Genomic DNA, 25729 nt, shown 5'->3' with positions numbered 1-25729 from the left:
GCACCGTCACATTACAGTTCGCACATACTTCACACTATTCGTCCCGCACTATTGCAACTCGGGCACGCTTCGTATCTCGCCTCACACCATTACCATTCGTGCACACTTCGCACTAAACTCTCCCCACCATCATCCTCTGCCCATTGCATTGTGTACAATGGCACGCGATCCAATCAGCTCTACATTGCCCATCATTGCATTCCGTGCAACGGCAATCAGCCATATTCGCCGACTTCCTCCTTTTCATCGCAAAAGAAGCGCCTCCCATTGTACAAACTGCAATGGGAGGCGCGAAATTGGACATGGTTATGCTATTCCATTGCAGAGAATGCAATGAGGTGACCCTTTCAGGCATTGGGTACTTTAAACAACAAAAAGCAGCCAGAGACCGCGTCTCTGGCTGCTTCTAAGCCCTGCCGGGTTCCGTTCCCGACTGAGTTCTATACGTAGATTGGTTGAACGATGTTCGTTTGCTCGCGGTTACGGCCGACCGAGAAGATCGCAATCGGGATGCCCGTCAGCTCGGATACGCGCTCTACATACTTGCGCGTGTTTTCTGGCAGGTCAGCCAGCGACTTCGCGTTCGTGATGTCTTCGCTCCAGCCTGGCATTTCCTCGTACACTGCTTCGCATTCCGAGATCATTTTCAAGCTAGCTGGATAAGTCTCAATCACTGTACCACGGTATTTGTAAGCTACGCAAATTTTAACCGTCTCAAGACCGGACAATACGTCCAGCGAGTTAAGAGACAGGCCAGTAATGCCGCTAACGCGGCGAGCGTGGCGAACGACAACCGTATCGAACCAGCCAACACGGCGTGGGCGGCCTGTTACCGTACCATACTCGTGGCCACGGTCGCGAATCCATGCACCTGTTTCGTTATCTTGCTCCGTTGGGAACGGGCCATCGCCTACACGCGTCGTGTATGCTTTGGCAACGCCGATAACTTGTTGAATTTTCGATGGGCCTACGCCCGAGCCGATGCAGACGCCGCCAGCCGACGGGTTCGACGACGTTACGTATGGATACGTACCTTGGTCGATGTCGAGCATAACGCCTTGCGCGCCCTCGAACAGCACCTTTTGGTTGCCATCGATTGCATCGTTAAGAACAACCGAAGTGTCCGTTACATATGGGCGAAGAATCTCAGCATGCGCGAGATATTCCGTAATAATCGACTCAGCATCCAGCGGCTCGCCGCCATATACTTGCTCGATCACTTGGTTCTTCTCGACAACGAGACGGCGAACCTTCTGCGTGAACTCTTCCGCGTCCATCAGGTCCGCGATCCGAATGCCGTTACGAGCGGCTTTGTCCATGTATGCAGGACCAATACCTTTGCGCGTCGTGCCGATTTTGTTATCGCCTTTGCGCTCTTCTTCAAGCCCGTCGAGCACGAGGTGATACGGCATGATGACATGTGCGCGGTCACTGATTTTTAGATTATCCGTTTTGAAGCCATTCTCATGGATATAGTTAATCTCATCGATTAATGCGGATGGGTTAATAACCATGCCGTTACCGATGACACAAATTTTATTCTCATTGAAGATACCCGAAGGAACCATCGTCAGCTTATACTTCTTGTTGCCGATCATGATCGTGTGGCCCGCATTGTTACCGCCTTGGTAACGAGCGACGACATCGGCACCTTCCGCCAAGTAATCGGTAATCTTGCCTTTCCCTTCGTCTCCCCACTGCGTTCCGACAACAACAACCGTAGACATGATCATACCCCCGCCCGATGCTTATATGCATCGAAATGATAGCTGTTTCTGACAATTGCCGCCAAGTTCCCCCTAGCCATAGCGTCTACATTCGACCTCTACAGACAGGACAAACCGACCACCATCGCAAAGAAGGCAGCATGAATAGTGTATCAGTCCCCTATATCAAAGTCAATTAAAACGCGAACAATTGCACAGTCACCCATGCAATTGTTCGGAATTTAGACTTATGAAGCCGACTCTTGATGCTGGCGGTCAAGACCGACGAATTTGTTAAATTGCTTCAAGAATGCAAGCTCGACCGTACCTACCGGGCCATTCCGCTGCTTGGCAATAATAATCTCGATAATGTTCTTCTTCTCCGATTCCTTATCGTAGTAATCATCCCGATAAAGGAACGCAACGATATCAGCATCCTGCTCGATTGAACCGGATTCCCGAAGGTCAGACATCATTGGGCGCTTGTCCTGCCGCTGCTCTACGCCCCGGGAAAGCTGGGATAGTGCAATTACTGGCACTTCAAGCTCCCTTGCGATTTGCTTCAGCGTACGGGAAATCTCGGATACTTCCTGCTGGCGGTTCTCGCCGGCTTTGCCCCGCCCTTGGATGAGCTGGAGGTAGTCGATGAGAATCATGCCGAGATTGCGTTCTTTTTTGAGTCGTCTACATTTTGCCCGAATATCCGCTACCGTTATACCTGGCGTATCGTCAATGTAAATTTCCGCTTCCGACAATGCACCGATCGCCATCGTCAGCTTCTCCCAATCGTCCCCTTCGAGGAAACCCGTACGCATCCGGTTCGCATCAACATTAGACTCTGCGCACACCATCCGCTGAACGAGCTGGGCCGCGCTCATCTCAAGACTAAAGATCGCGACCGTTTCCTTCGCACGCACGCCAACATTCTGCGCGATGTTCAGCGCGAATGCCGTTTTGCCTACAGATGGACGGGCCGCTACGATAATAAGGTCGCTTCGTTGAAAGCCCGATGTCATTTTGTCGAGATCGGAGAACCCAGACGGAATGCCCGTCGAGCCTCCCTTTTGCGAGTACAGCATCTCTACCCGCTCGAAGACTTCCATAAGCACGTCCCGGATCGAGACAAAGCCGCTACTGGAGCGGCGGTTAGAAATTTCGAGAATCTTTTGCTCCGCCTCGCCGAGCAGAGCTCCTACATCCTCTTCTGCGGCATAGCCGTTCGAGACGATCTGCGTGGCCGTTCGAATGAGGCGGCGAAGCATCGATTTCTCTTCGACGATCTGAGCGTAGTACTCCACGTTCGCAGCCGTCGGTACGGAGTTAGCGAGCTTCGCCAAATACGTAATGCCGCCCGCTTCCTCCAGCAGCTGGCGGTCCTGCAGGTAAGCAGTCAAAGTAACGAGGTCGATCGGCTGGTTACTTTCGCCAAGTTCCACCATCGCCTCGTAAATCCGTTGATGGGCAGAGCTGTAGAAGTCGTCGCTCTTCACCCGCTCCATCGCCGTAATTAACGCTTCCGCCTGAAGCAGCACCGCGCCGAGAATCGCCTGCTCTGCCTCTAGATTTTGCGGCGGCACGCGATCAAACGTCAGCTGATCCGGGTTCATGCTCATCGATAGCCCTCCTTCTGTGGTGAATATTGCCTGTAATTGCCCTGTAACGAACAGCCGCCCGCGGGAAGGAGCACCATCGTCTCCTGCCTCCGCGAGCGGATTGTCTTCTCTATTCTTCCTTCGCTTGTACCTTAAGCGTCGCTTTCACTTCAGGATGAAGCTTCACCTGTACCTGCGTCACGCCGAGTGTCCGAATCGGATCGTTTAGCTCGATTTTGCGCTTATCCAGCTTCACGCCAACTTGTGCCTCGAGCGCTTCTGCAATTTGCTTGCTCGTAATCGCGCCGAACAACCGGCCGTCTTGGCCTGACTTCGCATTAATGACGACCGTCAGTTCGCTGAGCTTCACGCCAAGCGCTTGTGCATCTTCCTTCTCTTTATCTTTACGCTTCTGCTCCGACGCCTGCTGCGCCTTAAGCGTATTAACATTGCCTGTGTTTGCTTCCTTTACAAGGCCCTTAGGCATCAGGAAGTTGCGTACGTAGCCTTCCGATACTTCCTTTACTTCACCTTTCTTGCCTTGCCCTTTGACATCCTGCAGAAAGATCACTTTCATTCGAATAACCCCTCTTCCTTCTCGATCTCATCCAAAATATGTTTTAGCCGCGTCGCGGCATCCTGCACCTTACATTCCATCTGCGCTGCGGCATTCGTTAGATGGCCGCCGCCGCCAAGACGCTCCATGACAACCTGTACATTCATCGCGCCAAGCGAACGGGCGCTAACTCCAATCAAGCCGTCAGGCCGCTCACTAATGACGAATGAAGCATAGATGCCCGTCATGTTGAGCAATGTGTCCGCTGATTGCGCGATATGCAGCTGCGAATATTTGCGTCCTGGATCGGTAACTGCAATCGCAATATGATCGTACAACACTTCGGCGTGTTTGATAATATCCGCTTTGAGAATATACTCTTCCAGATCCTCCTTCAGCATCCGCTGAATAAGGGTGGAATCTGCACCGTTCCGCCGCAGGAACGAAGCCGCCTCGAACGTCCTGGCGCCTGTACGAAGAGAGAAGCTCTTCGTATCAACCGTTATGCCTGCCAGCAACGCCGTTGCCTCCCGCACATCCAATACTACGCGTTCATGAATGTACTGCAGCAATTCAGTTACAAGCTCACATGCGGAGGAAGCGTAGGGCTCCATATAGACAAGCACCGATTTGCTAATAAATTCTTCACTCCGCCGATGATGGTCGACCACGACGATACGGTCAGTCTGTTGCAGCAGCCTAGGCTCCTTGACCATCGAAGCTTTATGCGTATCAACGACAACTGCCAGGGTCTTCGAATCCACAAGATGAAGCGCCTGCTCAGGCGTAACAAAACGTTTAATAATCCGTTCGTCCTCCCGCAGCATCTCCATCATGCGTTGAATCGCTGGATTCACACCCTCAAGCACGATATAAGCTTCTTTATTAAACAGCTGCGCTGCTTTCAACACGCCAAGCGCTGCTCCAATGGCGTCCATATCGGGCATCCGATGCCCCATAATGACGACATTGTCGCTCTCCCGAATCATATCCCGTAGCGCGTGCGCGACGACGCGCGCGCGTACCCGTGTCCGCTTCTCCACGGCATTCGACTTGCCGCCATAGAACGATTGCCGCTCGCCCACTTTCACTGCTGCTTGGTCGCCGCCGCGCCCAAGTGCAATATCTAGGCTCGTCTGCGCCCATTGGCCGAGCTCCGTCACCGTTTCTGCACCGGCTGCGAAGCCTATGCTGAGCGTCACTGGAATTTTGTGTTCGGCGGTCATCTCACGCACTTCGTCAAGCAGCTCGAACCGGCTGTGCTCCAGCTGCTTGAGTGTTTTTTGGTCCGTAATAATAAGAAAACGGTCCGAGTTGAGCCGCTTTAAATACGTATGGTATTTTTGCGCCCAGTCGGTAATTTCCGTCGTCACCTTAGATAGCATAGTCGTACGCTGTTGGTCATCCATCCCCTGTGTTACCTCTTCGAGGTTATCCATCAGGACGATGCCGATCGCCAGCTTCTCATCTTCATACTTGCGCCCGAGCTGCCACATCGTCGTAATGTCATGGATGTAGACCAGGCGCTCCTTGCTCTTGAAGTTAAGCTCAAAGATGCGCGAGCCTAGCGCGGCCTCATAGATGCCTTCGCTATTCTTGCTTTCCTTCAGCGAAGGGAATAGTTCATGAATGGGCGTGCCGACCACTGAATCTTGGCCAAACATCCGTGCCACATAAGCATTATTCCATTCTACCGTCCGCTCATCATTATAGATAATGATGCCAAAAGGCAATTCCCCAATAACTTCGCTGCCCGCCTTCTTAACCCGATACGATAACGTACCAAGATAAGATTTGAGATCCCTCCGAAAGGCGCGCTCCGCATAAACCGAATACGCCCCGGCTGATATCGTCAGAAGCAGCCCTGCCAGACCGATCGCCCAATTGTACCAGGCGAGTGCCGCCGACAAGAATAGCAGCAGCACGAATGCCCATAGCTGGTGCATGCCGTGCCATCGCTTGACAAGAAACTTAGGCATTTCTTCTCCGCTCCCGTGTTATCGTTTCTCGAATGCCTTCCGAATCGGAAAGGCGGTGTCCAGCACACCAATCAAGCTAATCGGTGGGATAAGGAGGACGAAAACCGCAATGATAAGCGGCACCGCCTTCGGCCAACCGCGCTGATGCGCAAGATAAAAGAAAAATCCAATCGTTTGTAGCATAAACGCCATTCGAAGCAATGGCACTAGATTGAGCAACGCGATAGACATGAACGAATCATCCGATACGATGACCATGCTCAGCACTAGCGATACTAAATAATAAAGCACCATGATGCGCGGAAGCTTCCATTCGTGAGCCTTCGGCATAGCCGGAATCAATAATCCACTCTTCTTTAATGCAATTCGGCTGAAATATTGCGTAATCGCTGCATATACGAACGAAATCGTCATGAGGGCGACCGGCACCGACTGCGTCATCAGCGTAACCATCGAATCCGTTAAATCCGCAGACCAAGTCTCTGGCAGCAAGCCTTCCTTCATTAAGGAATCAGTCGTCTCCCGCACCGTGGTGCCAAGCTCGTTAATAAGCGAGACATCAAATATAAGGTTGAACAGCAATAACTCAAGCAGCATAATGCCTAGCAACGACAAGATGCCTGATACGAGTACCCGTCCCGGCGGCGATTGCTTGCTAATCATATGGGCCATAATAATCGATGGAACTAAGAAGAACAGGCCTAAAATTGGGGCTATTGGTCCCACTAATAAGTACGCGACGACCCACACTAGTACGACGTGAAGCGCGAATGCCTTCCGCGACCTAGTTGCGTAAAGCACAACGTAAGGAACCATCATAAAAACAACCGTAATCATGTTAATCCCTGGTACAGCCATGGAGAGCATCAGAACAAGCAGAACTGCACTCCAAATAATCGATTGTTTACCGGTCTTCAAACCGTTCACCTCTTGCGAATATGTTCTTCCAGCGTCGATAAATCGTGATAAGCATCTTCTAACGTATGCCCTTCTTGCGACAGCTTGCGCAGCTTAGCGATAATCGCCTCGTCGAGCTCCCGATAAGGAATGCCCAGCCTTCGCCCCAAAATATATCCACTCGAAATGAGACTGGCAAGACTGTCCGTCAGCCTTGAAACGCTGCCATCCCATAGCGCCTTGAATAAGCGGGATACCTGGTCGACGAGTTCCATCTTCAGCCATTCGATTGCCTGCGCGCGCTTGGCTACATCCATCTCGCGTTCCGTTCCGCGCATACCGCTCCTCCTTTGGCCTGTAAGGCTGGCTCTAAGGCGAAGCAAGTTCTCATGGTGCAGGCTCTTCGTAAGTACGCTTCGTCAGAGCTTTTCACTAAAGCTTTACAGCTCATTATAGCATAAATCCGAAATCGTACACACAAGAGGAGTCTTCCATGCTCGACTGCTAAACTGATAATTGCAGTTGGTTGATCCCTATCGTTCTAAACAAATATTGGAACCACTCTCCCTTATGCAATAATTCGGATAAGACACCAAAGTATCCTTCTCCCCTTCCATTACGTAAACAAGCGAGGTGCGTTGTAACAATGTCAAGGAAACATAATAAACAAGGGGTGCCCCAGCCACAGTGGCTTTTGGGACACCCCTTAATTGTGTTAAACCGATGCATAATGGCAAGCCGCATAATGGCCTTTCTTCACTTCAGCAAGCGCTGGCGTATCCTTGGCGCACTTCTCCGTTGCCAGCGGGCAACGGGTGCGGAACGGACAGCCGCTCGGCGGATTGATCGGGCTTGGCAGCTCACCCTTAAGCGTAATGCGCTCCCGCTCTGCTTCTACGTCGGGATCCGGAATCGGAATCGCCGACAGCAGCGCTTGCGTGTACGGATGAGCCGGGTTTGCGTACAGCTCACTGCTCTCCGCCAGCTCTACGACGCGACCGAGATACATAACGGCAACACGGTCGCTAATATGCTTAACCATCGACAAGTCATGCGCGATGAACATATACGTCAAGCCCATGCGGCGCTGCAGATCCTGCATCAGGTTAACGACCTGTGCCTGAATCGATACATCGAGCGCCGAGATCGGCTCATCGGCAATGATGAACTTCGGCTCTACCGCCAATGCCCGAGCAATGCCGATCCGTTGGCGCTGGCCGCCGGAAAACTCATGCGGATAACGCGTTGCATGATCGGGATTAAGGCCAACCGTATCGAGCAGCGATTCGACCTTCTTCCGCCGTTCTGCGCGGCTTCCTGCTAAATTATGAATATCAAGCGCCTCGCCAATGACGTCTGTAATCGTCATCCTCGGGTTCAAGGAAGCGTACGGGTCTTGGAAAATCATCTGCATATCGCGGCGAACCGCCTTCATCGCAGAGCCCTTCAAATCATATAGCGGTTTGCCATCGAAAATGACTTCTCCGCCCGTTGGCTCGTACAGTCGCATAACCGTCCGGCCTAGCGTTGATTTGCCGCAGCCCGATTCCCCTACGATGCCAAGCGTCTCGCCGCGGCCGATCGTCAGGTTCACGTCATTCACGGCTTTCAAGATTTGTCCGCCGCCGAGATTAAAATGCTTGTTCAAATCGCGAATCTCGATGAGCGGTTCCCCAATCGTCTTGCTCATGCGCTCTCCCCTCCTTCGCCAGCCAGCGGATGATTCAGCCAGCAAGCCGCCGTATGCCCTTCGCCTTCAACTGGCACGAGGGCAGGATCGTTAGGCAAGCAGACGCGCATCGCCTCATCGCAACGTGCGCAGAAGGCGCAGCCCGCAGGCGGCTTAATCAGGTCCGGCGGAGTGCCGAAGATCGGAATAAGCGGCTCGTCCTTCTTCTGGTCCAGACGCGGGACCGAACGCAGCAATCCACGTGTATACGGATGCTTCGGATTTTTGAAAATATCGCGCGTTTTGCCCGATTCGACTACTTTCCCTGCATACATGACTATGACACGGTCAGCCGCATCGGCTACGACGCCAAGGTCATGCGTAATCAGAATAATCGACGTGCCGAGCTTTGTTTGCAAATCCTTCAAGACGCCCATAATCTGCGCCTGTACCGTTACGTCCAGTGCCGTCGTCGGCTCATCCGCGATTAGCAACGAAGGGTTGCACGCCAACGCAATCGCGATCATCGCCCGCTGGCGCATGCCGCCCGAGAACTCATGCGGATACTGGTTCACGCGGGATTCCGGGTTCGGAATGCCGACCAGCTTCAGCATCTCAACAGCGCGCGCTTTAGCAGCGGACTCGCTCATGTTCTGATGCTTCACAAGCCCTTCCGTAATTTGTTTGCCAATCGTCAGCGTCGGGTTAAGCGAGGTCATCGGATCTTGGAAGATCATGCCCATTTCCTTGCCTCGAATATTTTCCATCTCGCGCTTCGGCTTGCTTAGTATTTCTTCGCCCTTGAACCGGATCGAGCCGGTCGTAACGGCTGGAGGGGAAGGAACTAGACGCATGAGCGACTGTGCGGTTACGCTTTTGCCGCAGCCGGACTCGCCAACGATTGCAACGGTCTCCCCTTTGTTCACGTGGAAGTTAACCCCGCGAACCGCCTGTACGATACCGCCACGAACTTTAAAGTTGACGCGCAAGTCATTCACTTCGAGTATTCGTTCCATCGCCGCCACCTCCTACCTTTATTTTTTCATCTTCGGATCAAGCGCATCGCGCAGTCCGTCGCCAAAAATGTTAAAGCACAACATCGTCAAACTAATGAGAACTGCCGGGAACAGCAAGCGCCAAGGATATACCGTCATCGCTTTGAGCGCATCGTTAATCATCGTGCCGAGCGAAGCCGCCGGCGACTGAACGCCAAGGCCGAGGAAGCTTAAGAACGCTTCGGCGAAAATCGCATTCGGCACCGTCATCGTCAACGTAACGATAATCGGTCCCATCGCATTCGGAATCAAGTGGCGGAACAGAATCCGTCCCGCACCCGCGCCGAGCGAACGGGAAGCCAGCACATACTCTTGGTTTTTGAGCTGCATGATTTGGCCGCGAACGATCCACGCCATGTTAATCCAGCCCGTAATGCTCAGTGCTAATACAATCGTGAACATGCTCGGTTCGAGCACGACAATAAGAAGAATGACAATCAACATGCTTGGGATCGAATAGAGAATTTCGCAAAACCGGTTAAGAATCTCATCGACCCGTCCGCCGAAGTAACCCATAATGCCGCCGATAATGACCCCAAGAACAAGGTCAACTAACGCGGCGTACAAGCCGACCTGAAGCGATATGCCCGCTCCCATCCAGGTTCTAGCGAACATGTCCCGACCGAGATCATCAGTACCGAACCAATGCGTACCATTCGGCTTCTCATTGGTCGCCATCAGGTCATTAGAACGGTAATCGAACCCTGCGATGGATTGGCCGATAATCGCCATTATGACAATGACAAGCAAGACAACAAGCGCGACCATTGCGTATTTATTTGATTTCAGCCGCAGCCAAGCGTCCTTCCACGCCGAGATGCTCTCGCGGACGACGAGCTCGCCTTTTTTCTCTGACTTATCCAGCTTGGCAAAATCAGCCTTCGTTAAGCGCTGCTCGGTGGATGAGGCGTGCTTGGATGTATCGATATCCGCTATCGTCATCGGCTCATCCCTCCTTCCTGTTACTCAGCTTAATGCGCGGATCAACGAAAGCATAAGCCACGTCCGTTAAGAACCGTGCCGCCATCAGAACAACCGCGTAGAACAGCGTCAACCCCATGATGAGGGTGTAATCGCGGTTCGTAATGCTGTTGACGAAAAACTTGCCCAACCCGCCGATGCCAAAAATTTGCTCGACAACGACAGAGCCTGTAATGATGTTTGCCGTCATCGGGCCAATGTACGTGACGACAGGCAGAATAGCATTGCGAAGCGCATGCCGGATCAAAATAACGCGACCGCTCAACCCTTTTGCACGAGCTGTCTTAATATAATCTGCGGTCAACACCTCAAGCATGCTTGAACGTGTCAGGCGCGCAATGAAAGCTGCCGGCAGAACGGCAAGCGCAATAGTCGGAAGCACATAGTCGAGCGGGTCATTGAGACCTGCAACGTCAAACCAATTCAGCTTAACGCCCAGGAAGTACTGCAATGCTGCCGCGACGACAAAGTTAGGAACGGATACGCCAAGCACGGCAATGAAGATCGTGAACGTATCGAGAAACTTGCGATGATAGATCGCCGCGACGATGCCGAGCACGACACCAGCAACGACCGAGAGAATTATGGCAAAGATGCCAAGCTGCAGGGAATACAAGAAACCGGTTCCAATAATGCTCGCAACGGTTGTATATTGCTGTTTCATTGACATCCCTAGATCAAGATGAATCAGGTTATTGATGTACGTGAGGTACTGCTTCCACAGCGGCTCGTTCAAACCGTATTTGGCTTCGAGCATTGCACGTATTGCCTTCGGGATTTCCTTCTCCGACATGAACGGATTACCAGGAATCGCCTTCATTAAGAAGAACGTCGCCGAGGCTAGTACGAACAGAGACACGAGTATGAAGATAAGCTTTTTCAATACGAAACGTATCATGTTGGTAATGCCTCCCATAAATGATGGCTCAAACAGCCATGGGATATATGCTAGATGCATATATCCCATGTCGTTTTCGTTAATCAGTATTGATTGTTTGTGTAGTGACTAACTTTTAGCCTTCGTAGTAGCCGCGCGTATAGTCGATGTCGCCTTTGTAGTCGATGAAGATGCCTTTGAAGCCCGGCTTCTGCATGTACACATCGCTGTAGTAGTACAACGGCATGATTGGAAGATCATCCATGAACAGCTTCTCTGCTTGCTGGATTAGCGCCATACGCTCTTTGGCATCGGAGGATGCATAAGCTTTAGCGACCAATTCGTCATACTCTTTGCTTGCGAAGCCTGTATTGTTATTGCCGCTCTTCGATGTGAAGAGATCGATATACGTCATTGGATCGTTGTAGTCAGCACCCCAGCCTGCGCGTGCGACTTGATAGTTCAGCTTGTTCCGGTTTTCGAGGAACACGCCCCACTCTTGGTTTTGAATCTCGACATCGAGGCCGAGGTTTTTGTGCCACATTTCAGCTACTGCTTGCGCAACACGCTTATGGTTATCGCTCGTATTGAATGTCAGCTTGATTGCTGGCACTTTCGTTATGCCCAGCTCTTTCATGCCTTCCGCCAGCAGTTTCTTCGCCTCTTCAATATCTTCCTTGAAGTAGTCGTCTTTCACTTCTGTGCGGTATTCATCTGTCTCGCCTTTAATGCCCGGAGGCACGAGACCGTAAGCAGGAATTTCACCTGCTTTCGTTACCTTCTCGGTAATTTGCTTGCGGTCAACTGCCATCGCCAGCGCGCGGCGGATGTTTTCGTTTTTGAACGTTTTATCCGTCGTGTTGAACAGGTAGTAGTACATGCTCGCGATCGCTTTTTGTTGGAACTCGCCTTCTTTGGCGCTCGCTTTTACTGTATCGATTTGATCCGCTGGAATCTCGCCTGTCGGCTTGCCTGCCCAGTCCAGCTCACCCGTTTTGTACATGTTCAGCTCCGTTAAGGAGTCTGGCACCATCACGAACTCAACGCCTGCAAGCTTCACGTCGTTTTTCGCATAGTAGTTCTCGTTCGGCACGATCTTGATCGACGTGCTCTTCTGCCAGCTGGACATTTTGAATGGCCCGTTGGAGATGATCGTCGATGCATCAGCCGCCCATGCTTCGTTGTCCTTTACCGATTGGTGAACCGGGAAGAACGTTTGGAACGACATGAGGCTCAGGAAGTACGGTGTTGGCGAGTTCAGCTTAACTTCGAGCGTATGCTCGTCCGTAGCTTTGACGCCCACGTCTTCTGCTTTCGCGCCTTTGCCTGTGTTATAAGACTCCGCATTCACGATGTAATAAAGCTGATAAGCGTATGCGGACGGCTCAGGCTTCAGGTTTGGATCAAGCGCACGTTTCCAAGAGAACTCGAAATCATTAGCCGTTACAGGATCACCGTTGCTCCATTTTGCATCCGTGCGAAGATGGAACGTGTACGTTTTGCCGTCTTCGCTAATATCCCATTTCTCTGCGATGCCCGGAATGTTGTCGCCTTTCTCGTCTTTCCGTGTCAGGCCTTCGAATAATCCGTTCAGTACAGTGAACGATACTTGGTCTTGCGATTGTGCTGGATCAAGCGATGGCGGCTCTGTCGACAAGTTCATGCGGAACACTTTGCTCGTCGCTGCCCCTTTCTCGCCTGTCTCCGTCCCTTTATTCGTTTCATCCTTCGGCGTACAGCCGACTACAACCAACACGAGTGCCATGATGGTTGCGATAATGGACATTCTAGATTTGAAACCTAACTTCATTCGCTTCACCCTCCACAATTGTTCTTAGATGCGTTCGACGTGCAGATAGCGGCTTGCAGAATTGCGGTGAATAATCTTACGGATTATGCAATGCTTGTTTGCTAAACACCGCCGATTAAAAGCAATATTTAACAATCGTTATTTCGTTGCTTGCGACAATATTCTTTTGAAATATTGCACGCAAAGTAAACTATAACTGCTTAATTCATCTAAAATCAACGTTTATTAATAGGTAATTATTTACTGACGGAATAGGTTGTTGCTCACTCGATTAGAATGTGTACCTAGCGGGGAATTCAACCAAAAAAACCGGCAATAACGATCAGGAAGTTTTTTCCTAATTCGCCATTGCCGGTTTATTAACGGAGGTGTTTACGAAGGTTCTATCGTCCAATTTTTGTTGATATTACTGAGTTTAAATCCAATGTCACCTAGCCATTCAATTGGAAAAAAATTTCGTTCTTCGATGGACAGCAGCGACGTTTTGAAGCGACCCATTGCTACTTGATAGTCGCGTTCAAGCATTAAAGCACCAACTTCCGGCCTTTGCTTCGTCTCGCTTCGCCCATTTTGGTTAATATCTACTTGTCCATTCTTTTCCATTAAAAAATAATGTTTATTCTGGTTCCATTTCAGCGAATAACCATGTAATTGGACAACATTTAGGTCAATATAAGGCTGTCCATTATAATATATTGCAGGATATTGTTCGCCGTCCCACAACAATGTACTTCCATCTTGGCTTTTTACACGCTGAAACTCGCTCTTAATCGGCTCTCCAGCACGAACGCTCTTATTTAGCTTGCCATTGTCGAGCGCTAGCTTGCCATTAATCAGAACGTACTGGATTCCGCCGGAATAACGGTCAGGATGCTCTACAGTCGACTTATCGATAATTGTGTTGTAATCGAACAGGACTAAATCTGCATCCATCCCCTTCGCCACGCGGCCCTTATTCTTCAAAGCCGGAGCCTGCTTCTCAAGCCGCTGCGCGGGCAGCAAGCTTGTCTTCTCTACTGCCTCCATAAGCGTAATAACGCCCTTCTCTCTCGCGTATAGGCCAATCGTTCTTGCGAACGTACCAGAAGCACGCGGATGATTGTTCAGCCCTGGCTCCAATATTGCGTCGCTTCCGATCATCACATATTGCGGCTTAATCGATTCATCGATATCCTCAGGCGGGATTGCGTAGGCTACAGCCAGTTTGCCTTCCTTCTTGTATTGGGCGAAGGTCTGTTCTGTAAGCCTGTGTGTCGTCCCTGCAATCTGCAGGTCATGATAAGAGATTCGGAATCTGGATTGCCAACCCTCATCGAATCGTGCGGAGTTTAGGTACGTTCCCCAATAGTCGTAAGGATAGATGCATGCGGTAATATCGAGCCCTTCAGCACGTGCGGCATTCACCATATCCAGTGATTGCTTCATCGAGAACGTTCCGCCTGTACTGTTAATATGGTCAATATGTACGGCGGCTCCGGTCTCGCGTGCATAGCCGATCAGCTCCTTTAGCGCATCAATATTCGTTCCCGGTTGTTCCATATCCGAATACCGGGCATGGAAGTAGACCGGAACATTATATTCATGTGCAAGCTTCATCAACGGCACGATCTCCGGCGCTTCAATTCCAGGAACATATTCAAGGCTGAAGGAGATGCCCAGTGCGCCATTGTTAAGCGCCTTCTCCGCCTGTGCCTTTAGCTTGGAAATTTCCGAGTCCGTTGCCCCCGCATACCGGCTAAGCTTGAACTGATTACGGGCCTGTGAATAGAAGAAGCTTGCGCCAAAATGAACAGGCGTCTCATTACGCTCATAATAGGCATACCACTTGTCCGGCGCCGACGTTCCCCCATGCATCGCAATATTGCTCGTAACGCCATCCGCTATTTTGTTCCACACGCCTAACGGGTTCGGATCGTAAGACAGATTATCAATAAACCCTGGCGCTACCACTAAACCATTAGCTTGAATGACGCGCTTGCCCTTCAAGGGCTTGGCCGTTACAGCGCCTATCTGGCCGCCCGCAATGCCAACATTCATCACGGCATCTAGCTTCGTCTCCGGATTAATGACCCTGCCGCCTTTTATGACGATGTCATACACGCGTGATAAATCTTGATCGCTTACCTGCTTCTCGGCAGCTGCTACTCCACTGAGCCCACTGCTCTGATTTGGCTCTGCTGCCTCATTAATTGCTTCTGTCGGCCCCGGTCCTGTGTTTGTCCTGGAATTAACTTGCTTCGGGTGCAGCTCATTGCTGCTTATAGGACCTGTATGTTTATCGCTGCTCCTGTTGCCGCCGTTGCCGCCCCATGAGATCCAGACCATTACAACAACAAAAACCGCCGCTAATCCCGCAGCGAACATCGTCAGTCCGCGGAATCGGCGGCGGCGTCTGCTTCTTCGCTCCATACTTTTTTTGCCTCCTGTGCAAATCAATAGATCAGCATCCAATTTATGCTATATCTATCGTACTATGCTTACTGCCCGAGTGCAAATTTCGCATGTTGTTTTGAAGCTTCTTCAGCCAACATATTTTTTTCACAATAATCAATAATATCGCTACGCCTTACAATGCCAATGAATCGGTTCATATCATCTACGACAGGGACAAAGTTTTGTGTCTTCACCAGCGAGATAAGATCCCGGATATTCGCATCCACATGAACCGCTCGATTGCTTACGCGCAGCGGCACATCTGTGAGCTTAACCTTATGAACCTGATCGAACGACAGATCATTATTTTTCATATGCCATAACAGATCGCCCTCTGTCACCGTACCTACATACAGGCCCTCCCGATCCAAGATCGGAACAGCTGTATACCGATGATGCTCCATTCGCTCGAGCGTCTGCCGCAGAGTCGCACTCTTGGGAACACATACGACCTCTTGCTTCGGCAGTAGGAAAAAAGCAATGTTCATCGTGTGAAGCCACCTCATTTTCTATCACTGATTCGTACTTATTCCAGCAGCCGCATTTCTCTTCGTGCTTGCGCTCGCCGACAACGACTGAACTGGCTTATTCTTCGATGCATACTCAGAAGGGAGCGGCAGGCTGCCCTTCGCAATCGATGGGTCCAACCAGCTCGTAATTAATTGTTTGGTCGTCTCAACATCCTCTTCGTCGGCGAAGAAGTACCATGTGCCACCTGCTTCTTTACGATGCCCGTCGCCCTTAAGCGTATGGCTATAAATGGTGCGCCCATCTGCCTGCAGCATCGTCTTCGCCAAATCAATCATCATATCTGGCGTCATATCCGTACTAAAGTTATCACCCATAATGCCAATGTAATTCGGAATGCTTGACCACTGGCTAACCTGCGACGCCTTATCCATCATAGCGTTCAAGAACACCTGGTGCCGCCCTGCACGGCTCACATCGCCGCCAGCGTCTTCCCGGTAGCGGACGAAGTTCAATGCGTCAGTACCATTATAGACCGGTTGATTCGCTTTAATCGTAAACTTCTCATGATCCTTTTCCTTATTCACGATATCTTGCTCGATTGGCAGCGAAATCCCGCCCATTGCATCAATGACTTCGCGGAAACCAGTAAAGTTAATCGATGCATAGTGATTAATGGACGTCGCAAACAGCTTCTCTACCGTCTCGATGGACATTTTGGCGCCGCCATATGCGTAAGCATGCGTTATTTTATCCATCTTATCCTTGCCGACGATTTCTGTGTACGTATCCCTTGGAATCGAAACCATGAGAATTGCTCCGTCCGCTGGACGAACGACGGAAACAATCATCGTGTCCGACCGGCCGACCTCCTTATCCCTTTGGTCTACGCCAAGCAATAGCACGGAGAAAGGCTCCTTGTTCTCGTAGCTCACTTTCTGCGGCTCGCGCCCTTCCAGCGGCTTATACGAATCTTCAAGCTTGTTCTTCACCTGGCCCGACAAAAACACGTCAAAGCTCCACATGGCAAGCGTCGTACGATTGTAATATCCGAATAAACCTAATGCAATAATGACAGCCATGATGCCGGATATCCACTTGGTTTTGCGGTAACGTTTCGTTTTCATTTCTCTGCTCCTGTTCTGTACTTACTCTAATTAAACGCACTTTAAGCAGTCTAAACGATGCTGCAGTAAATGATGGTTACAATTCAGTTACGGCATATCGCGAAGCGATAGCACATATATTGGGCATAGCAAAGCCGCACAGACTTGCTAACTGCCCTACTCAACCTATCGAAGCTATGAAAGGGGATTTTCAAAAATGCAGCCACCCTCGCTAGGTCCAGACCGTTCCTCGATAGGACTGGATGCTAAGGTAGCAGGTATGTTGTGTTATTTAGGCAGCTTCGTTACGGGATTCTTATTCCTTGTTCTAGAGAAGCATAGCCGTTTCGTCAAATTTCACGCTATGCAGTCCATTATCGTCTCTGCATCACTTGTTGTCATTCATATTATACTGGGCATGATCCCTTTTATCGGCTGGTTCATCGCTGGATTGCTCGCGCCATTTTCATTCATTTTATGGCTTGTCCTCATGCTGCTCGCTCTTCAAGGCAAGTGGGTGAAGCTCCCTATCATTGGCGATATCGCAGAACAACAAGCGTACAAATACTAGACGGATCGATTTGCCCAATAGTTTCATTTGCCATGAATAGGCCATTACAGCACAAAAAAGGCAGCCAGTAATGCCGGCTGCCTGTCGTACGATATGCTATTCCGTCGTGTACGGCAGAAGAGCGATTTGACGTGAGCGTTTGATCGCTACCGTCAGAAGACGCTGATACTTCGCGCTCGTACCCGTCACACGGCGTGGCAAAATTTTGCCGCGCTCGCTGATGAATTTACGGAGCAAATCGGTGTCTTTGTAATCAATGTGCTTGATTTTGTTTACCGTGAAAAAGCAAACTTTACGGCGCTTGTTACGGCCTTTACGACCGCCGAATTTACGTTCTGGACGATCTTGTCCTTCTTCGCGTGGCTTGAAGCTCATTCAGGAACCCATCCTTTCAATTAAAATGGCAAATCATCTTCCGATATATCAATTGGTCTCCCGTCATCCGAGAACGGATCGCGATTATCATTCCGCTGGTTTTGACCGGACCGGCTTGCGCCGCCTCCGCTGTTACCGCCATATGATCCGCCGCCGGCATTATTGCCGCCACCGAAACCGCCACCGCTGTTATTCCCACCGCTGTAACTTCCCTCTTCACGGGGCGCTCCGCTCTCGCGATTCGACTCCAAGAAACGAACGTTATCCGCAATCACTTCGGTTACATAGACACGTTTGCCTTCGTTATTCTCGTAGTTACGCACTTGCAAACGGCCTTCGACCGCAGCTAACCGTCCCTTACGAAGATAATTGGCGCACGTCTCAGCAAGTTGCCTCCATGTTACGACCGGTATGAAATCAGCTTCGCGTTCGCCGCCGCCACTTGTGAACGGGCGATCAACCGCTAGCGTAAATTGCGTAACTGCGACACCTGCTGGCGTATAACGCAATTCAGGATCGCGCGTAAGTCTGCCAATCAAAATCACACGGTTCAACATCGTGATACCCTCCCAATCGATCAATCCATGCGTACATCAATTAAGCAACATCTTTAACGATAAGAGTACGGATTACTTCGTCCGCAATCTTCATGACACGATCCAGTTCAACGATAACTTCAGCCGGAGCTGCGAAGTGTACGAGAACAAAGATGCCATCACGTTGCTTGTTGATCTCATACGCAAGACGGCGCTTGCCGATGATGTCGGTTTTAGAAACCTCACCGCCGCCGTTCGTGATGATGCCATTGAATTTTTCAACGATGGCTTGAACAGCTTCTTGTTCTACATCAGAACGAAGGATGTACATCACTTCGTATTTGCGCATTTGATTCACCTCCTCTTGGACTTAGCGGCCCCCACTTAAGGGAGCAAGGAGCGAGCGCTAACTCGCATACCATATTACTATACATGAAACCCCCTGCTGCTGCAAGCACGGAAAACCCTCCGAATTCTGCCTGTCATGCGTTCGCCTCTCTCAGCACACACTATTGCAGAAGCGTGTTCATCGCGTTTCTAATGACTTTGTACAGGAGGCAAGGCTAATGGGTGAATGGACTTTATTCTCGCCGGGCGACAAAGCCCCCAATAGCGGCACTTATATTGAGGATGGCGTAAACTCGTTCCATATGGGCATTAACAACCCTCAAATCGTCAAGCTGCACAAGGGTGAACGCTTCCCGAATACAAGCAACCATGAACGCAAGTGGAAACGGATGCCTAAATAACAAGTACAGGCCAATTAACGTCCGGCTCTTCCCTGCCCACAGGGAGGAGCTAACGAATATTCAGCAATTGCTGCATAATTCATTCGGACGCTGCGCATCATACTCTCGACGGCGAAATGAGAGGTGTGGTTCCATTGAACCAAATGGTGCAAGGAATAACGAAGAAGAAATAAGACACGGATGCATAGAAGCGAGGGGTTGTGCCAAAGACGATTGTCTGTAACACCATCGTAGTGTCAAATTAACGCCGCAAGGCGTCGGATGTAGACGACGAATTCTGCCGCGAATTCGTAACGATGATCCACGATTTCTGTTCCCTGAAGTAGTCTATTTCATTACAACTTCAAAGCGCCGTCAACTGGGACCCGTAAGGGTCCCTTTTTTAGTGCGCCAATATTTCTACAAAATAAAAAACGGCCCTCGATTTGAAATCGAGAACCGTTAGTCGCATATGTATGGCGGAGAAGGTGGGATTCGAACCCACGCACGGCTATGAACCGCCTAGCTGATTTCGAGTCAGCCCCCTTGGGCCTCTTGGGTACCTCTCCGTGGTGAAGACAAGACTTATTGTAGCATACGACAAATCTCGATGCAAGCCCTTTGCAAATTGTCAGAATTGTTATTATTCCGTCGCTTAATTATCCTTCCAATTGCCCCATGCTATCGGCTGCTTCGCTCCCGCTTTCTTTCGATCGGAGCACTTTCTTCAGATTCTTCTCGAACTTGGCACGCGGCACAAGCACGCTATGTTTACAGCCTACACACTTGATCCGGATATCCATCCCCATTCGGATGACCTCCATCTCATTCGTCCCGCAAGGATGCGGTTTTTTCATTTGTACGACATCGCCTAATTCAAACGCCTTACGCTCCATCCTGGGCTCCCCCTCTCTCCAACCGTTGGTAAGTCACCATTCTAGGGTACGGTATATCGATTTGATTAGCGTCAAATGCTTTTTTGATTGCAGCATTCAGCTCACGCGCTACGCCGATTTGCGTATTAGGCAAGCACTCAACGATTACGCGCAGCGTTACTTGTGATGGCCCTAACAGTTGGATGCCCAGTACCTCCGGCGTACTTACTGTATTCTCCAAATGTTTCGCTTCGCCTTCCACCGTACGCTTCATAATTTCAAGTGCACGCTCCACATCTTCCTCATAAGCGATCGCCACATCGACAACCGCCAACGAATTGTTCATGGAGAAATTAGTTACTTCGTTGATCATGCCGTTGGGAATGATGTGAAGCTCGCCTGTCCAGCTCTTAATGCGTGTCGTACGCAGCCCGATCATCTCGACCGTCCCTTTGAACTGTCCGGTTTGTACAACGTCCCCTACGGCGAACTGGTCCTCTAGAATAATGAAGAAGCCGGTAATGATGTCTTTCACTAAACTTTGTGCACCGAATCCGATTGCCAAGCTCAGGACGCCCGCCCCAGCGAGCAACGGCGCCAGATTAACATGGAACTCAGCTAGAATGAGCAGCGCGCCTACAAAGTAGATGAGATACGATGAAACGTTCTTCAGCAGTTTCCCCACCGTCAGCACTCGCCGCGTATGTTGGACTTGCTTCATTTCCCGTTCAATCATCATCCGGTCAATTGCTTTGAAGATAACCAGTTCAACTACTCTGCCAATGAGCAAAATTAATGCAATTCTCACGACCGACATGCCGAAGGTTGCCCACATTCGCCCGCTCGTCACCCAATCCAATAAATCGTTCCATATTGCTGTTATGTCCATCTGGCCTAACCGCCTTTCCGTCACGCCGCTTCTTATAGGAAGCTTGTGCCTATCTAAGATGCTCTTTCTATTTATCCTTCTAACCCTTTAACCGCTCTAGAAAACTCGCAATCGCATGAAGTCTCGTTATGGAGCTGCTAATTCTTCGAATACTTCCCCTATTTCCCGGAACATTCCCCGAATTTCAACGTTCTCCAATCGTATGACTTCCCATACGCGAAGCTCATCCTCGTCTGGAAACCGAATCGATAACGCGCATCCAGCCGTCACTTGCTTAGGCGTCGGGCATAAATCAATCTCAATTTCTACATACTCTAGCAGCATCTCCATACGAAGCGCCTGCTGCGTTGAATCGAATGCGATAAGCATAAGCACACTCCCAAACATTTTGCACGGTAGGTTACGTATAAAATGGTTGTCCCAACCATATACTAGTATTACATTACGAGAGGCGGAGGGGATACTATGAAGCTGTCGTCGTTGTATGAATCACCGTTGAAAGTGCCATATCAAGAGCCGAACGTGTCTGGCATATTGACCAATCGGCTAACGGTTCTGCTGAACGGCCTATCCGGCAACCAACGTATTATCGTCGTTTGTGTCGGTACCGATCGTTCTACGGGTGATTCACTCGGTCCGCTAATCGGCACCGCGTTAGGCAAGTTCCGCAGCCCCCATTTTGAACTGTATGGCACGCTTGAGGAGCCTGTTCATGCTATGAATCTAGAAGAAACATTAGAACTGCTGCACCGGCAAAACCATAACCCCTTCGTCATCGGCATTGATGCCTGCCTCGGACAAGTTACGAGTGTTGGCAACATTCAAGTCGGCCTTGGGCCTGTGCGCCCTGGTGCTGGAGTAAACAAACAACTTCCGCCAGTCGGCGATATGCATATTACCGGCATCGTAAATGTCGGAGGCTTTATGGAATATTTCGTTCTGCAGAATACCCGCCTTCATCTCGTAATGCGAATGGCTGACGTAATCGCGCATAGCTTATTCTCCGCTATCATGAATTGCCGCACAACAACTAGGCCTGTTGCAATGCCAGATTAACCGCCTTCTTCTCTTCAGGCGTTAACGGATAAGGGGAATCCCCTTTATCAAGCGGCTTCGCATAAACGTATGTATCTTCACGGCTATGCAAGCCACTCAATACGATGCCATCTTGCGAATCGTTAACGATTGCTAACGAGAAGCTCAAGTCGCTGCCTTGCTCTGCGAACGCATTGTAGCGATGAACGGCAACCTTCCCTCTCGATTCGCTCAATGCTTTTTTCAATTGCTCATGCGCTTGATGCTGTTGTACGATCTGTTGCTCCTGTTCACTTAACTGCCGTTTCATTTCACCCAGTATGTCCTCTAAATTCGTTACGCCCATACCATCCATCGCAGCTACGTACTGCTTCCGCAATTTTTTCAATCGTCCGCCGATAACCGCCATCCAAATTATAAGCACAATAATGACCGCACCTAATGCGACTACAGCAATTTGTAATGGTGACAATGCATTGTTCATTGAATACTCGCTCCCCCGTTACTCCAATTCCATTTTCAATACAACTCAGCCATCACACATTTTTAATGGTTATCCGTCTGAATAGTGCTTTTGAATTTCTTTCATTGCATCGACGATCGCCATCGCTTCTGCATCAGTTGTAAAGCATCCTACACTTGCACGTACCGCTCCTGTTTCCATTGTGCCCGCTGCTGCATGTGCTAATGGCGTGCAATGGTATCCTGCACGTACCGCAATGCCATAATGCTGGTCGAGTATGAACGAAAGCTCTGACGCGTCAGCTCCAGCCAAATTGAATGACACAATACCGGTACGCGGCTGTCCAACATCCGGGCCAAGAACTTGAATCCCCGGAATGCCAAGCAGCCCTTCCATCATCATTTGCGTTTGGCGCCATTCCTTAGTATGGATCGTTTGAACGGTCTCATGCAGAACATGGCTGACTCCTGCTGCAAGGCCAGCAAGCCCAGGCGTATTAGGCGTCCCCGCCTCATATCGATCCGGTCTCACGCTAGGCTGCTCAGGAGCCTCAGATTGGCTTCCGGTCCCTCCGTGTAGCATTGGGACTAGATCAAGGCTAGGATGGATGTAGAGCCCTCCTGTGCCCTGTGGGCCCAGTAACCCTTTATGACCCGGAAACGCCATCATGTCGATCCCCATCGCTTCCACGTCAATCGGCAGTATGCCAGCACTCTGTGCAGCATCGACCAGCAGCTTTACGCCATTGCGCCTGCATACTTCTCCAATATCAGCAATTGGCGCAATCGTACCGAGCAAGTTAGAGCTGTGATTCACGATAACAAGGCGCGTAGAATGCGTAATCGCCTGTTCGACCTGCTGTGGGGTAATGAACCCTTTCTCATCAGCCTCTATGTAAGTCACACGAATGCCTATTGCTTGCTTTAAGTACTCCAGTGGACGCCTTACCGAGTTATGTTCCACAGCAGTTGAGATCACGTGATCACCAGGTTGAACGAAACCTTTAATCGCTTGATTGAGCGCTGTAGTCGTATTCAACGAAAAAGCAATGTCATTCGGATTGCTTATCCGAAATAACTTTGCCAGCTGTTTGCGCGCTTGGAAAATATGGCGGCTGGATCGGACAGCCATCGCATGGCTCCCCCTGCCCGGGTTAGCTGTGTCATTCACCATCGCATCATATACAGCTTTTACAACAGCTTCCGGCTTAGGCCATGACGTTGCTGCGTGGTCCAGATAAATCACTTTATGCTGTTCCAATCGTCTTCCTTCCCTTCCGTCCCCCATCTCTTGGCATACTTACGCCCATTAACGCCAACAATAGCATACCTCAGTGTATACGTTCCTTAGGAACATAACAACTCCGGCATGCTATCGCGATTATCGTGCGCTATATAGATGATATGATGGGTTTCTTGAAATTAAGCCATTTGTTGCTGCAAAATTTCCAACAGGCGCTCTAAATCCTGTTTATTGTAATACATTAATTCAATCCGGCCCTTGTCCTTCTGTTGCTTAACGCGAACCGTCGTTTTAAATTGTTCCCGCAGCGTCTCTTCTATGCTTTCCAAATAAGGGTCGCGCTTCTTCGCCTTCACTTTGGCCTTCTCCGGCTGCTTCTCCTCCGATTGCTTCTGAATGGCTGCCTCTAGTTCCCGAACACTCCACTCTTGTTCAATCGTCAACCGCGCCAGTTCCTGTTGTTCCTTCGCTTCCTTAATGCCGACTAACGCTCTAGCATGGCCCATCGACAATGTTCCACGTGAAACATTATCCTTGATATCTGCAGGGAGAGTCAGCAAGCGCAGGAAGTTTGCAATATGGGATCGCGATTTGCCCACCTTCATGGAAAGCTCTTCTTGCGTTAATTGAAACTTATCGACGAGCGCCTGATAAGCAATTGCTGTTTCAATCGCATTCAGATCCTCACGTTGAAGATTTTCAATTAATGCAATCTCCATAACCTGTTGGTCTGTGAACGTCCGTACAACCGCTGGAATCGTTGTGTTTCCACATAATTGCGATGCCCGGTAACGCCGTTCCCCCGCGATAATTTCATAGCCTTTCAGCACTGTCCGCACGATAATCGGCTGGATGACGCCATGCTGTTTGATGGATTCCGCTAACTCTTTGATCGAATCCTCATCGAATGTTTTACGTGGCTGATACGGATTGGGACGAAGCTGTCCCAACGCGATTTCAACAACCTTATCATCATCCTTAACCGATAATGATGGGATTAGGGCGTCTAACCCTCTACCTAGCCGCTTGCTCATACATGATCACTTCCTTGGCCAGCTCCAGATACACTTCTGCACCTTTCGAGCGTGGATCATATGTGATAATTGCCTGTCCGTGGGAAGGGGCTTCACTTAGACGAACATTACGCGGAATAATCGTCTGGTATACCTTCTGTTGGAAGTACTTCTTCACTTCTTCAATAACTTGAATGCCGAGATTCGTACGTGCGTCGAACATCGTCAACAGCACGCCTTCAATTTGCAACGTTGTATTCAAATGCTTCTGGACGAGCCGAACTGTATTGAGCAATTGGCTTAATCCTTCTAGCGCATAATATTCACATTGAATTGGAATGAGGACCGAATCAGCTGCCGTAAGGGAATTGATTGTCAGAAGCCCTAATGATGGTGGGCAATCAATGAGGATATAATCATAATCCTGTTTCACTTGGTGTAAAGCTTTCTTGAGACGGACTTCCCGTGAAATTGTTGAAACCATTTCGATTTCCGCACCTGCTAATTGGATCGTTGCAGGTATGACATTGAGTCCAGGTATGTTTGTTGGGGCAATCGCATCTCGTGGATGAACATCATTAATAAGAATGTCATAGATACAATTCTCAACATCCGCTTTATTAATGCCAATACCGCTAGTCGTATTGCCCTGCGGATCGATATCAACCAACAGCACCCGTTTGCCTAAGGAGGCAAGGCAAGCGCCAAGATTCACGGACGTTGTCGTTTTTCCGACACCGCCCTTCTGATTTGTGATGGCAATAATCTTAGCCAATCCGGTTCACCTCTTGTGTGTATACAAACTTTTAGTCCAGAAACCAGAAAAAGCGGCTAGACGGCCGCTTTCGCCAGGCATTACGTCATTAAAACATA

Annotated in this window: 27 protein-coding genes and 1 tRNA gene; 3 read left to right on the top strand and 25 right to left on the bottom strand. The window is 50.0% G+C overall.

Annotated elements, in window-relative coordinates; genetic code table 11:
• Nucleotides 1-440: 440 nt before the first annotated feature.
• The 14 genes from GON22_RS13500 to GON22_RS13435 form a co-directional block, all read right to left on the bottom strand.
• The gene (locus GON22_RS13500) at nt 441-1727 is read right to left on the bottom strand and encodes an adenylosuccinate synthase (RefSeq protein WP_160396622.1); all 1287 of its coding nucleotides are present in this window, start codon (nt 1725-1727) and stop codon (nt 441-443) included.
• 227 nt (nt 1728-1954) lie between these two features.
• Complete coding sequence (gene dnaB / locus GON22_RS13495) at nt 1955-3319, bottom strand: replicative DNA helicase (RefSeq protein ID WP_442954377.1); 1365 nt, start codon at nt 3317-3319, stop codon at nt 1955-1957.
• A gap of 109 nt (nt 3320-3428) precedes the next feature.
• Nucleotides 3429-3875, bottom strand: coding sequence for a 50S ribosomal protein L9 (rplI, locus tag GON22_RS13490; RefSeq protein WP_160396621.1), 447 nt, complete (start codon nt 3873-3875; stop codon nt 3429-3431).
• A complete protein-coding gene (locus GON22_RS13485) occupies nt 3872-5833 on the bottom strand; it encodes a DHH family phosphoesterase (RefSeq protein WP_160396620.1) in 1962 nt (653 codons plus the stop codon). The genes rplI and GON22_RS13485 overlap by 4 nt, the downstream gene beginning before the upstream one ends.
• An 18-nt stretch (nt 5834-5851) precedes the next feature.
• A complete protein-coding gene (locus GON22_RS13480) occupies nt 5852-6760 on the bottom strand; it encodes a DUF2232 domain-containing protein (RefSeq protein ID WP_336604307.1) in 909 nt (302 codons plus the stop codon).
• The gene (locus GON22_RS13475) at nt 6757-7068 is read right to left on the bottom strand and encodes a MazG-like family protein (RefSeq protein WP_006038249.1); all 312 of its coding nucleotides are present in this window, start codon (nt 7066-7068) and stop codon (nt 6757-6759) included. The genes GON22_RS13480 and GON22_RS13475 overlap by 4 nt, the downstream gene beginning before the upstream one ends.
• A gap of 377 nt (nt 7069-7445) precedes the next feature.
• Nucleotides 7446-8420, bottom strand: coding sequence for an ABC transporter ATP-binding protein (locus tag GON22_RS13470; protein WP_160396618.1), 975 nt, complete (start codon nt 8418-8420; stop codon nt 7446-7448).
• On the bottom strand, nt 8417-9415 hold the full coding sequence (locus GON22_RS13465; protein ID WP_160396617.1) for an ABC transporter ATP-binding protein: 999 nt from the start codon (nt 9413-9415) through the stop codon (nt 8417-8419). The genes GON22_RS13470 and GON22_RS13465 overlap by 4 nt, the downstream gene beginning before the upstream one ends.
• Before the next feature lie 18 nt (nt 9416-9433).
• Nucleotides 9434-10396, bottom strand: coding sequence for an ABC transporter permease (locus GON22_RS13460; protein WP_237179153.1), 963 nt, complete (start codon nt 10394-10396; stop codon nt 9434-9436).
• Nucleotides 10397-10400: 4 nt separating this feature from the next.
• Nucleotides 10401-11333, bottom strand: a complete 933-nt coding sequence (locus GON22_RS13455) for an ABC transporter permease (protein ID WP_160396616.1) — start codon at nt 11331-11333, stop codon at nt 10401-10403.
• A gap of 115 nt (nt 11334-11448) precedes the next feature.
• Nucleotides 11449-13122 carry a peptide ABC transporter substrate-binding protein gene (locus GON22_RS13450; protein WP_160396615.1) on the bottom strand — a complete coding sequence of 558 codons (1674 nt, stop codon included), beginning with the start codon at nt 13120-13122 and terminating at the stop codon, nt 11449-11451.
• A 372-nt stretch (nt 13123-13494) separates the two neighbouring features.
• Nucleotides 13495-15531 carry an amidohydrolase family protein gene (locus GON22_RS13445; RefSeq protein WP_160396614.1) on the bottom strand — a complete coding sequence of 679 codons (2037 nt, stop codon included), beginning with the start codon at nt 15529-15531 and terminating at the stop codon, nt 13495-13497.
• Between the two features lie 68 nt (nt 15532-15599).
• Nucleotides 15600-16043 (bottom strand): CBS domain-containing protein, encoded by a 444-nt coding sequence (locus tag GON22_RS13440; protein WP_160396613.1) that lies wholly within the window; start codon nt 16041-16043, stop codon nt 15600-15602.
• A gap of 24 nt (nt 16044-16067) precedes the next feature.
• On the bottom strand, nt 16068-17150 hold the full coding sequence (locus GON22_RS13435; RefSeq protein ID WP_160396612.1) for an LCP family protein: 1083 nt from the start codon (nt 17148-17150) through the stop codon (nt 16068-16070).
• 196 nt (nt 17151-17346) lie between these two features.
• Here GON22_RS13435 and GON22_RS13430 point away from each other — a divergent pair, with 196 nt between their 5' ends.
• Nucleotides 17347-17700: a DUF4870 domain-containing protein gene (locus tag GON22_RS13430; protein WP_160396611.1), complete on the top strand. Its 354-nt coding sequence runs from the start codon at nt 17347-17349 to the stop codon at nt 17698-17700.
• A gap of 96 nt (nt 17701-17796) precedes the next feature.
• Here the strand turns inward: GON22_RS13430 and rpsR are convergent, their stop codons facing one another.
• From rpsR to rpsF, 3 genes are read right to left on the bottom strand one after another with little or no spacing between them, the layout of a single operon-like run.
• A complete protein-coding gene (gene rpsR, locus GON22_RS13425; protein ID WP_006038237.1) occupies nt 17797-18075 on the bottom strand; it encodes a 30S ribosomal protein S18 in 279 nt (92 codons plus the stop codon).
• Between the two features lie 20 nt (nt 18076-18095).
• On the bottom strand, nt 18096-18632 hold the full coding sequence (gene ssb, locus GON22_RS13420; protein WP_160396610.1) for a single-stranded DNA-binding protein: 537 nt from the start codon (nt 18630-18632) through the stop codon (nt 18096-18098).
• A 40-nt stretch (nt 18633-18672) separates the two neighbouring features.
• Entirely contained in the window at nt 18673-18960 is a 288-nt protein-coding gene (gene rpsF, locus GON22_RS13415; protein WP_160396609.1) for a 30S ribosomal protein S6, read from the bottom strand.
• Nucleotides 18961-19177: 217 nt separating this feature from the next.
• Between rpsF and GON22_RS13410 the strand changes: the two genes are divergently transcribed.
• Nucleotides 19178-19360, top strand: a complete 183-nt coding sequence (locus tag GON22_RS13410) for a YjzC family protein (protein ID WP_006038234.1) — start codon at nt 19178-19180, stop codon at nt 19358-19360.
• Between the two features lie 456 nt (nt 19361-19816).
• On the opposite strand, the gene GON22_RS13405 is transcribed toward GON22_RS13410, so the two are convergent.
• The 4 genes from GON22_RS13405 to GON22_RS13390 all read right to left on the bottom strand — a co-directional run bounded on the left by GON22_RS13405 (nt 19817) and on the right by GON22_RS13390 (nt 21472).
• A tRNA-Ser gene (locus GON22_RS13405) sits at nt 19817-19908 on the bottom strand.
• Between the two features lie 90 nt (nt 19909-19998).
• Nucleotides 19999-20235, bottom strand: a complete 237-nt coding sequence (locus GON22_RS13400; RefSeq protein ID WP_160396608.1) for a DUF951 domain-containing protein — start codon at nt 20233-20235, stop codon at nt 19999-20001.
• Complete coding sequence (locus tag GON22_RS13395) at nt 20225-21103, bottom strand: mechanosensitive ion channel family protein (protein ID WP_160396607.1); 879 nt, start codon at nt 21101-21103, stop codon at nt 20225-20227. The genes GON22_RS13400 and GON22_RS13395 overlap by 11 nt, the downstream gene beginning before the upstream one ends.
• A gap of 126 nt (nt 21104-21229) precedes the next feature.
• The gene (locus GON22_RS13390) at nt 21230-21472 is read right to left on the bottom strand and encodes a DUF3343 domain-containing protein (RefSeq protein WP_202113227.1); all 243 of its coding nucleotides are present in this window, start codon (nt 21470-21472) and stop codon (nt 21230-21232) included.
• Between the two features lie 96 nt (nt 21473-21568).
• On the opposite strand from GON22_RS13390, the gene yyaC reads away from it, so the two are divergent.
• Nucleotides 21569-22159, top strand: coding sequence for a spore protease YyaC (gene yyaC, locus GON22_RS13385; RefSeq protein ID WP_160396605.1), 591 nt, complete (start codon nt 21569-21571; stop codon nt 22157-22159).
• On the opposite strand, the gene GON22_RS13380 is transcribed toward yyaC, so the two are convergent.
• The 4 genes from GON22_RS13380 to GON22_RS13365 form a co-directional block, all read right to left on the bottom strand.
• On the bottom strand, nt 22134-22622 hold the full coding sequence (locus GON22_RS13380; RefSeq protein WP_160396604.1) for a DUF4446 family protein: 489 nt from the start codon (nt 22620-22622) through the stop codon (nt 22134-22136). The genes yyaC and GON22_RS13380 overlap by 26 nt on opposite strands.
• A 69-nt stretch (nt 22623-22691) precedes the next feature.
• Nucleotides 22692-23861 carry an aminotransferase class V-fold PLP-dependent enzyme gene (locus GON22_RS13375; RefSeq protein WP_237179152.1) on the bottom strand — a complete coding sequence of 390 codons (1170 nt, stop codon included), beginning with the start codon at nt 23859-23861 and terminating at the stop codon, nt 22692-22694.
• Nucleotides 23862-24022: 161 nt separating this feature from the next.
• Nucleotides 24023-24877, bottom strand: a complete 855-nt coding sequence (locus tag GON22_RS13370) for a ParB/RepB/Spo0J family partition protein (RefSeq protein WP_160396602.1) — start codon at nt 24875-24877, stop codon at nt 24023-24025.
• Entirely contained in the window at nt 24858-25631 is a 774-nt protein-coding gene (locus tag GON22_RS13365; RefSeq protein WP_160396601.1) for a ParA family protein, read from the bottom strand. The genes GON22_RS13370 and GON22_RS13365 overlap by 20 nt, the downstream gene beginning before the upstream one ends.
• Nucleotides 25632-25729 lie beyond the last annotated feature (98 nt).

The sequence above is a fragment of the Paenibacillus sp. MMS18-CY102 genome, from assembly GCF_009789195.1.
In the GTDB taxonomy this organism is placed as follows: domain Bacteria; phylum Bacillota; class Bacilli; order Paenibacillales; family Paenibacillaceae; genus Paenibacillus_T.
Note: the sequence above shows the minus strand (reverse complement) of the source record. Positions and strands in the feature narration are given on the sequence as shown.

Excerpts from the sequence above, each read along its gene's own strand:
- GON22_RS13500 (WP_160396622.1), bottom strand. The coding sequence starts at position 1,727 with ATGTCTACGGTTGTTGTTGTCGGAACGCAGTGGGGAGACGAAGGGAAA.
- dnaB (WP_442954377.1), bottom strand. The coding sequence starts at position 3,319 with ATGAGCATGAACCCGGATCAGCTGACGTTTGATCGCGTGCCGCCGCAA.
- rplI (WP_160396621.1), bottom strand. The coding sequence starts at position 3,875 with ATGAAAGTGATCTTTCTGCAGGATGTCAAAGGGCAAGGCAAGAAAGGT.
- GON22_RS13485 (WP_160396620.1), bottom strand. The coding sequence starts at position 5,833 with ATGCCTAAGTTTCTTGTCAAGCGATGGCACGGCATGCACCAGCTATGG.
- GON22_RS13475 (WP_006038249.1), bottom strand. The coding sequence starts at position 7,068 with ATGCGCGGAACGGAACGCGAGATGGATGTAGCCAAGCGCGCGCAGGCA.
- GON22_RS13470 (WP_160396618.1), bottom strand. The coding sequence starts at position 8,420 with ATGAGCAAGACGATTGGGGAACCGCTCATCGAGATTCGCGATTTGAAC.
- GON22_RS13465 (WP_160396617.1), bottom strand. The coding sequence starts at position 9,415 with ATGGAACGAATACTCGAAGTGAATGACTTGCGCGTCAACTTTAAAGTT.
- GON22_RS13460 (WP_237179153.1), bottom strand. The coding sequence starts at position 10,396 with ATGACGATAGCGGATATCGATACATCCAAGCACGCCTCATCCACCGAG.
- GON22_RS13455 (WP_160396616.1), bottom strand. The coding sequence starts at position 11,333 with ATGATACGTTTCGTATTGAAAAAGCTTATCTTCATACTCGTGTCTCTG.
- GON22_RS13450 (WP_160396615.1), bottom strand. The coding sequence starts at position 13,122 with ATGAAGTTAGGTTTCAAATCTAGAATGTCCATTATCGCAACCATCATG.
- GON22_RS13445 (WP_160396614.1), bottom strand. The coding sequence starts at position 15,531 with ATGGAGCGAAGAAGCAGACGCCGCCGCCGATTCCGCGGACTGACGATG.
- GON22_RS13440 (WP_160396613.1), bottom strand. The coding sequence starts at position 16,043 with ATGAACATTGCTTTTTTCCTACTGCCGAAGCAAGAGGTCGTATGTGTT.
- GON22_RS13435 (WP_160396612.1), bottom strand. The coding sequence starts at position 17,150 with ATGAAAACGAAACGTTACCGCAAAACCAAGTGGATATCCGGCATCATG.
- GON22_RS13430 (WP_160396611.1), top strand. The coding sequence starts at position 17,347 with ATGCAGCCACCCTCGCTAGGTCCAGACCGTTCCTCGATAGGACTGGAT.
- rpsR (WP_006038237.1), bottom strand. The coding sequence starts at position 18,075 with ATGAGCTTCAAGCCACGCGAAGAAGGACAAGATCGTCCAGAACGTAAA.
- ssb (WP_160396610.1), bottom strand. The coding sequence starts at position 18,632 with ATGTTGAACCGTGTGATTTTGATTGGCAGACTTACGCGCGATCCTGAA.
- rpsF (WP_160396609.1), bottom strand. The coding sequence starts at position 18,960 with ATGCGCAAATACGAAGTGATGTACATCCTTCGTTCTGATGTAGAACAA.
- GON22_RS13410 (WP_006038234.1), top strand. The coding sequence starts at position 19,178 with ATGGGTGAATGGACTTTATTCTCGCCGGGCGACAAAGCCCCCAATAGC.
- GON22_RS13400 (WP_160396608.1), bottom strand. The coding sequence starts at position 20,235 with ATGGAGCGTAAGGCGTTTGAATTAGGCGATGTCGTACAAATGAAAAAA.
- GON22_RS13395 (WP_160396607.1), bottom strand. The coding sequence starts at position 21,103 with ATGGACATAACAGCAATATGGAACGATTTATTGGATTGGGTGACGAGC.
- GON22_RS13390 (WP_202113227.1), bottom strand. The coding sequence starts at position 21,472 with ATGCTTATCGCATTCGATTCAACGCAGCAGGCGCTTCGTATGGAGATG.
- yyaC (WP_160396605.1), top strand. The coding sequence starts at position 21,569 with ATGAAGCTGTCGTCGTTGTATGAATCACCGTTGAAAGTGCCATATCAA.
- GON22_RS13380 (WP_160396604.1), bottom strand. The coding sequence starts at position 22,622 with ATGAACAATGCATTGTCACCATTACAAATTGCTGTAGTCGCATTAGGT.
- GON22_RS13370 (WP_160396602.1), bottom strand. The coding sequence starts at position 24,877 with ATGAGCAAGCGGCTAGGTAGAGGGTTAGACGCCCTAATCCCATCATTA.